Below are 7,036 nucleotides of genomic sequence, written 5' to 3'. Positions count from 1 at the left end.
ACACACAAACAATTTCTGGTGGGCCCACCCCCCCGGGGGAAACCCCGCGGGGGGGGGGGGGGGGGGGGCCGCCCCCCCCCCCCCCCCCCCCGCCGTCGCCGTGTGTGCGGGCGGCCGCCGCAGGGGGGAAGGCCGCCGGGGCGCCGGGACGCCGGGGCGAGGGCGAGGGCCGGCTGGCGGGGGGCCGGGAGCCGGGGGGCCAGGCCAGGAGGCGGAGGGCCGGGCGGCCGGGCCAGGGGCCAAGGGGCCGCCGGGCCGAGGGTTTAGGCGGAGGCCCGGTGGATCAGGGTCGTTGGGGTGATCACGGAGGCGGGTACGTCGTCGTCCGGGGCGTCCAGCAGCCGCATCAGCAGCCTGACCATGATGCGGCCATGCCCTCGATGTCCTGGCGGACCGTGGTCAGCGGCAGGTCCGCGGCCAGGGCCACGGGCTCCATGTCGTCGAAGCCGACCACCGCCACGTCCTGCGGCACCCGCACCCCGCGTTCACGCAAGGTGCGCAGCGCGCCCAGGGCCATCGTGTCGTTGGCGGCGAAGACCGCGTCGGTCGCCGGCCTGCGCTCCAGCAGCTCGGCCATCGCGCGGGCGCCGCTCGCCTCGGTAAGGTCGCCCTGGCACAGCAGCTGCGGGTCCGCGTCGACCAGGACGTCGCGGTAACCGTGGATCCGGTCCATCGCCGAGGTCTGGTCGCGCGGGCCCGCGATGTGCGCGATGTGCCTGCGGCCCAGGGAGACCAGATGCCGCACCGCTTCCCGCGCGCCGCCGCGGTTGTCGCAGTCCACGAACGGCACGGTCAGACCGTCGCCCGCGGCCGGCCGGCCGCCCAGGACCGCCGGAACGCCGGTGCGGGCGATCAGCGCCGGCAGCCGGTCGTCGTGGAGGGAGAAGGCGAGCGCTCCGTCGACGTGCCCGCCCTCCAGATAGCGGCCGATCCGCTCGTGTTCGCCGGAGCCCTCCGCCCATAGCAGCACCAGCTGCACGTCGCGCGCGGTCAGCTCCCGGCTGATGCCCCGTACCTACTGCTCGAAGAACGGGTCGGAGAACACCCGGAACTCCGGCTCGGCGATGATCACCACCACCGCGCCGTTGCGGCGGGTGACCAGGGTGCGGGCCGCGTGATTGGGCATGTAGCCCAGTTCCTCGACCGCCAGGCGCACCTTGTCGGCCAGCGCCGGGCGCACCCCCGCGCCGCCGTTGACGACCCGGGAGGCCGTCGCGCGGGACACGCCGGCGCGCGCTGCGACGGCTTCCAGCGTGGGACGGGGCCTCACGGTCTGCTCCGGCAAGACGGGCGTTCCTCCTGTGCGTGTGCGATCGCTCGGTGAGGGATCTGCCGTGGTTCGGCCATGCACCTGCGCATCCCCGCAATAGACGCAGACAGCCGCGCATGAGAGCGCTCCCAAAACGTGATGCGGGACGGGGCCTCACGGGCGGTGCAGTACTGCCGGGGGCGTCCCATCCTTGTGTGCCGGGGGCAGCGGACGGCCGCAGGCGCGGCAGGTGTGCTCGGTCGCCGGGTCCACGGGCGGTTTTAACCCCTTAGTCGGCCCCGGTGCGGGTGCTCATGAACCCGGCCCGGTCCCACTCGACCACCCCACGGGCACCGCCGTCCGCGGCCTTGTCGGCCGTGATGATCATGCTCATGTGGGCGAGGGTGGTCACCAGCCGCCCGCCGGGGCGGAGCGCGGCTACCACCGTGGCGAGGTTGTGCAGCGCCACCATGGACACGATGCGGTCGAAGTCCCCCGGCAGCGGTCCCTTGGCATCACACTTGACCACCTGGGGGGACATGGCCCAGCGAGGCGAGCCTCGCCGCCGCAACCTCGGTCAGGTACGGGTCCACGTCCATAGCCGTGACGTGCTTGTCCGCGAGGCGCCGCGCGGCGAGGGCGGTGCTGGCTCCGGTGCCGGTGCCGATCAGGCCGACCCCGCCGTAACCACCAGGACGTTGGAGTCGACGCCGAGGAATGCCACGCACTGGTCGACGCGGGCGATGGCGAAGGAGATGGAACTGTCGCAGTCGACCGTGTCGCGGATCTGGCGGGCCTTCGGCCTGCAGCCGCACCGCACCGCACCGAGACCTTCAAGCTGTCGACAGACCCGTACTTCGTCGGCAAGGTCCACGACGTCGTCGGTCTGTATCTGGATCGGCCCGAGCGGGCCTTGGTGTTCTGCGTGGACGAGAAGTCGCAGATCCAGGCGCTGGACCGTTCCCAGCCGGTCCTGCCGATGATGCCCGGGGTCCCGCAGCGGATCACCCATGACTACGTGCGTGCCGCCACCACCACGCTGTTCGCCGCGCTGGGGGTGGCCACGGGGAAGGTGACCGGCTCCCTGCACCGCCGGCACCGGTCCGAGGAGTTCAGGAAGTTCCTGATCAAGCTGGACCGGGAGATCCCTGCCGGCCTGGACGTGCACCTGGTGCTGGACAACTACGCGACCCACAAGACTCCGGCGATCAAGACCTGGCTGCCGGCCCATCCCCGCTTCCACCCGCACTTCACACCCACCGGGTCGTCCTGGCTCAACCTGGTGGAACGCTGGTTCGCCGAGCTGACGAACAAGCAGATACGGCGAGGCGTCCACATCCTGGGAGCGGGTGTTCACCGCCCTGGTGGCCCAGGCCGACGCGGACGGGGACGTCAGCTGGGCCGTCTCGGTCGACTCCACGATCGTGCGGGCCCACCGGCACGCGGCCGGGGCCCGCAAGAAGGGGCCTCGGCCGGCGAACCCGGCGACCACGCCATCGGCCGGTCCCGCGGCGGACTGACCACGAGGATCCACCTCGCGGCCGACGGCCGGTGCCGGCCCCTCGCGTTCGTTCTCACCGCATGCCAGGCCGGTGATGCACCTGCCTTCACCGAGGTCATGGCCCGCCTGCGCGTTCCCCGCCCGCGAGGCCGGCCTCGCACCAGGCCGGACGTGGTCCTGGCCGACAAGGCGTACTCCTCCCGCGCGATCCGCGACCACCTGCGCCGACGCGGCATCCGGGCCGTGATCCCCGTCCCCGCGGACCAGCGCAGCCACCGGCTCCGCCGGGGCAGCCGGGGCGGCAGGCCACCGGCATTCGACCGCGAGACCTACAAGCAGCGCAACACCGTCGAGCGGTGCATCAACCGCCTGAAGCAGTGGCGCGGCATCGCCACCCGCTACGAGAAGACCGCCACCATCTACCTGGCCGGACTCCACATCGCGGGCATCTTCCTCTGGTCCGCCCGATGATCCAAACGAAACTGCCTAGTAGTGCTTCGTTACGTTGAGTGATCTCGGCTGATCGTGGGCAGCTTCCCGGAATGAGGTTGGGGGAAGTGGAGCGGCTCCGGGATGAGTTGGCGGAGTTCAGGGACTTGGCGGTCGGGGACATGGCAGAGTCCTTCCAGGACAGGTGGTCGATGAGGAAGGTGGCCAGATCCCGCCGTGCGGCGGTGTCGGCCTCGACCTGGGCCCAGAACGCGCGGACCTCCTGGGCCGCCGCGACCGCATTGAGTGTGCGGACCTGCTGGATGCGGGCCAGGGGCATCCGCAGGCGGCGAAGCCAGGCGACCAGCGGGGCTTGGTCCAGCTGTTCCGGTGCGTAGAGGCGGTAGCCGGTCACCGGGTCAACGCGCGCGGGGGGCAGCAGGCCGAGCTCGTCGTAAAGACGCAGCGCCTTCGGCGACAGCCGGGACGTCTTCGCGAACGCCCCGATGGTCAGCAACCCCATGCTCGTCCTCATGCCGAGCACGTCGTCCGGCCCCACTGATGCTGTGGGCTCCCCCAAGGTGAAGGTCAACCAGGGTTTCTGCCTGGCCCTGTCCGATGGTCTCCCACTCGGCTGGCCTGGGCTTGTTCGGCGATGGCTGCGGAGAGCCCGTCCAGTGGCCGGCACAGCTCCCCGCGCGGCGGCGGGCGTCCTGGACGAAGGAGGGCGCGATCTCGTTCACGGTCAGCGCATGCCCGGCCCGCGCCCGGACCGCGCCGCGGTCCCAGACCCTCCTTGAGGGCCGCCGCCCGAGCAGCTCAGGCCGCTCGCCGGCGAGCCGTGACCCGTAGCGGGTGGGGAACCACACCCGCACCCGTCCGCCCCGCCCCACCGTGATCCGGTCCACCACCCTTTCCGCGCACAGTTCCACCAGCCGCCGCCGGGTCTGCTGAATCCGGGCATCGGGCGCCAGGAGCAGGTGCAGCTGCTCGGTCGTCGCCATCCCGTACTGCACGAGCACCGCCACCGCCGTCCAGTCGGCGCCCGCCGCATCCACATCCCTCATCAAAGCCGCTCCCATCCCAGGTGCGGCACTGCCCTCGTGCGGGGTGGCGCCGACGTTTTTCCTCGCACGTCCGAGGAACGGGACCGGGTGCGCGACCGGCATGCCGACTGGCTTTCCCGTCACCCCTCGGGTCTCTGACCGGCTCGGATTTCCGCCCCGCTCAGAATCGTCTCCACTGCAAGTACCGGGTTGCGAGGCTCCACGAGTTCTTTGGTGGCGACGGCCACGAGACGCGCGGGCGCATCACCGTCCAGCAAGGCGCTCACATATTCGACGGCCTCCGCAGGCGAGAACATCGGCAGCCTCTGGCGCAGTGTCCGCACAGCGTGCACGCGTCCGCGTGCAGCGGCGACCTCGCACAGCGCATCGTGTAGATCGTCTACTGTGGTACGCACCGGAAGCCCACGTATCCGGGCTCGATAGTCGGCCTCGCACTCCCCGGTTACCGCGGAGACGACGCCAACCCGGTGCAGTCCATCGTCGACACGGTCGACCAGGTAAGGCCCGTTACCGGCCAGCATGAACTCCGGGTTCCGGGTGCGCACGACTCCTCGGAGGTCCAGGAGACGATCCACACCAGCTCGTGCTCCTCGACGTCGACCACAGCCATCCGCATCGCGTCCACACCCGCAACCCGCCAATGCTGATAGTCGCGCGCCAGGAATGCGACAGCAACGGGACAGTGCTCTGCGCCAGTAGCCGGGACGTTGTGTTCTGGGGAGGTATGTGGAGAGGCGACGAGGGCAGGATTCGAACCTGCGTCCACCCGGGATCAGAGCCGGGCGCTCCTCCGCAGAGCTTCCTCGTCGCCACCGTGATCATTGCTTGGGCCGCTGTGTGGGGCAACTGATTTGCGGAGGAGTGGACACGCGGGGGGATTGCCGCCGGTCACGTCCACTCCTGAGCGGCAGCACGCTTTCCCTTGCCGGAGAAGACTCCCGCCGAACGGAGAGCACTGGCCATGAGCGGGTCGGCGACGGCGACTCCGTGTACCAGCTCGGGTGTCCGCCGGAAGGCGACGGCTTCAGCCGCCGGCCTGGGAGCAGTCCAGGCGCCAGCTATCGGGTCCACCCGATGCCGGGCGCAAGCTGCTTCAACGAGCGAGCGTGGGCATTCCTTCTCACCCCGGAGTACTTCCCAGGGCAGAGGAAGGTCTGCCCAGACGTAGGTGTCCGGGTGCAGCCCGCCGCCGCTCATGCGGTGCCAGTACGCCACGTCGGCCGCCATCAGGCGGGGCACCTTGCCAGGGCACATCCGATCCAGGATCTCGTCCTGCCTCAGCTCGGTTAGCAGCGCGAACCAGTGGGCCCGGGCCGTGTTCCATGCCTGTGCTGCCTGGTTCCAGGTTGACGAGTCGTTGCCACGGCGCACGATCATCGTGTCGCGTTCCAGCGGATGTCGGTTCCAGGCGTCCTCCAGTAGGCCGGCGACCTGGCGCAGGAATCCGTTCCACCGAACCAGCAGCTGGGTGAGGTCCTGGTCGGACACATGGGCCAGCACTTCAGCAGTGGGGTGCACATGCGCGACCGCGTACCAGCAGGCCTGCTCGGGGCGATTCCTCAGGCGCTGGAACAGGGCCTCGGCGACCTCGTCGTAGACCTGACGCTGCCGGCCGTTGGTGCAGACGCTGCGCATGTAGCCGCGCGCCGTGATGTAGGCGATGAAGGCCGCCGTGTCCGCGTCTGTAGCGAACAGCTCGTACGGCAGGACGTGGGCGAGGGCACCTTTGCCGGTCATGGCCACTTCGCGTCGGCGCTGCTCGTGGATGAGCCGGGCCAGTTTGGCTTCCATCCGGTGCAGTAGTCGGAAACGCTTGTTGTACTGGCGTTTGGGAATCTCCCCGAGGCCCGCCGCCGTGCGCTCGGTCCGGTTGAGGCGGTCCATGCCGAAGTCATTCTGCCCGTACGAGCGGCCGATCTCCTCACCCGCTCGCCGGATCACCACCCCGATCTGGGCTGGATCATCCCCGACGTTGTCCGGAAGGTCCGGCACGCTCATGAACAGGTCTGCAGCTCGAGCAAGCTGGCGCTGTGCGCCGACCGGACGGGCGAACTCCTCCCGCATGGAGGTATAGCCGTGCCAGAGGTTGCGCAGCGAGTGCTCAGCCGCTTTGGCAAGCGCCGCCTCGGTCGCTGTATCGAGGTCAGTGCCCTGGGCGGCGTACAGATCCTGGATGAGCCGGGCCACATCTTCCGGACGCTTGCGCAGTGTAAGCGAGGCGTGCAGTTCACGGAGGAGCTGTTCGAATGTGGGCGACGGCACGAGGCTCACCCTGTCATCACCACGACTGGGCCTCCACTGCTTATCCGCACACCGCAGTCACAGAGCCAGGCTACGCAGCGTTGGTCTCGGCGTACCCCTCGATGGCCGGCCTTGAATCCGACTGCCTCGCCGCTCTGCGGTGTTCGGGCTCAGGAATACGACAGCTCAGGAACAAGTGCTCTGCGCCAGTACCCCTCAAGACGCTCGGCAGCTGCCTGGAATGCCACGACAGTACGCCCGCGGACCCCGGCAGCTACATCGCGCCCCCGGCCGCGCACCAGCTGGCCGCGTAGGGCCGCGGGCCCCCTTCCGGTGGTACGTAGCGGGACGGGGCCCCCTGCCCGCAGTTGCCGTGATTGTCGACGAAGCCGCCCAAGCCTTTCAGTGATGAGTACGCGTGTGCGCAGCCTTCGGACCCGTAGTGGCGTGAGGCTTAAGAGGTCCTAACAAAGGCGTTGGACGTGTCGGTGGGTGATGAGGCAGGTGGCGAGGCCGAGGAGGGCTTCGTGGATGTCGTCGCGTCTTTCC

General features: G+C 69.9%; 4 protein-coding genes, 1 tRNA gene and 4 pseudogenes. 2 read left to right on the top strand and 7 right to left on the bottom strand.

The annotated features are described in order from the left end of the window. Positions 1-263: 263 nt before the first annotated feature. A pseudogene (locus ACZ6KF_RS33730) lies at positions 264-1,285 on the bottom strand (LacI family DNA-binding transcriptional regulator). Positions 1,286-1,538: 253 nt separating this feature from the next. Next, a complete protein-coding gene (locus tag ACZ6KF_RS33725) occupies positions 1,539-1,790 on the bottom strand; it encodes a hypothetical protein (RefSeq protein WP_469241986.1) in 252 nt (83 codons plus the stop codon). 142 nt (positions 1,791-1,932) lie between these two features. Here ACZ6KF_RS33725 and ACZ6KF_RS33720 point away from each other — a divergent pair. Beyond that, positions 1,933-2,585: pseudogene (locus ACZ6KF_RS33720) on the top strand (IS630 family transposase); the annotation flags it as partial. Positions 2,586-2,598: 13 nt separating this feature from the next. Next, positions 2,599-3,221, top strand: a pseudogene (locus ACZ6KF_RS33715) (IS5 family transposase); the annotation flags it as partial. Between the two features lie 126 nt (positions 3,222-3,347). On the opposite strand, the pseudogene ACZ6KF_RS33710 reads toward ACZ6KF_RS33715, so the two are convergent. The 5 genes and pseudogenes from ACZ6KF_RS33710 to ACZ6KF_RS33690 form a co-directional block, all read right to left on the bottom strand. Beyond that, positions 3,348-3,702 (bottom strand): annotated as a pseudogene (locus ACZ6KF_RS33710) (MerR family transcriptional regulator); the annotation flags it as partial. Further along, positions 3,599-4,246, bottom strand: a complete 648-nt coding sequence (locus tag ACZ6KF_RS33705) for a replication-relaxation family protein (RefSeq protein WP_469241984.1) — start codon at positions 4,244-4,246, stop codon at positions 3,599-3,601. The pseudogene ACZ6KF_RS33710 and the gene ACZ6KF_RS33705, both read right to left, overlap by 104 nt. A 119-nt stretch (positions 4,247-4,365) precedes the next feature. After that, entirely contained in the window at positions 4,366-4,791 is a 426-nt protein-coding gene (locus tag ACZ6KF_RS33700) for a YrhB domain-containing protein (RefSeq protein ID WP_469241983.1), read from the bottom strand. Positions 4,792-4,981: 190 nt separating this feature from the next. Then, positions 4,982-5,054 (bottom strand) — tRNA-Gln (locus ACZ6KF_RS33695). Between the two features lie 80 nt (positions 5,055-5,134). After that, positions 5,135-6,517 (bottom strand): hypothetical protein, encoded by a 1,383-nt coding sequence (locus tag ACZ6KF_RS33690; RefSeq protein WP_469241981.1) that lies wholly within the window; start codon positions 6,515-6,517, stop codon positions 5,135-5,137. Positions 6,518-7,036 lie beyond the last annotated feature (519 nt).

Source organism: Streptomyces sp. NPDC046379, assembly GCF_055587785.1.
The sequence above is the reverse complement of the archived record's forward strand: the minus strand, read 5'-3'. Positions and strand labels throughout refer to the sequence as shown.

What these genes read in the sequence shown, in the direction of transcription:
- ACZ6KF_RS33725 (WP_469241986.1), bottom strand. Translation starts at nt 1,790, where the DNA reads ATGTCCCCCCAGGTGGTCAAGTGTGATGCCAAGGGACCGCTGCCGGGG.
- ACZ6KF_RS33705 (WP_469241984.1), bottom strand. Translation starts at nt 4,246, where the DNA reads ATGAGGGATGTGGATGCGGCGGGCGCCGACTGGACGGCGGTGGCGGTG.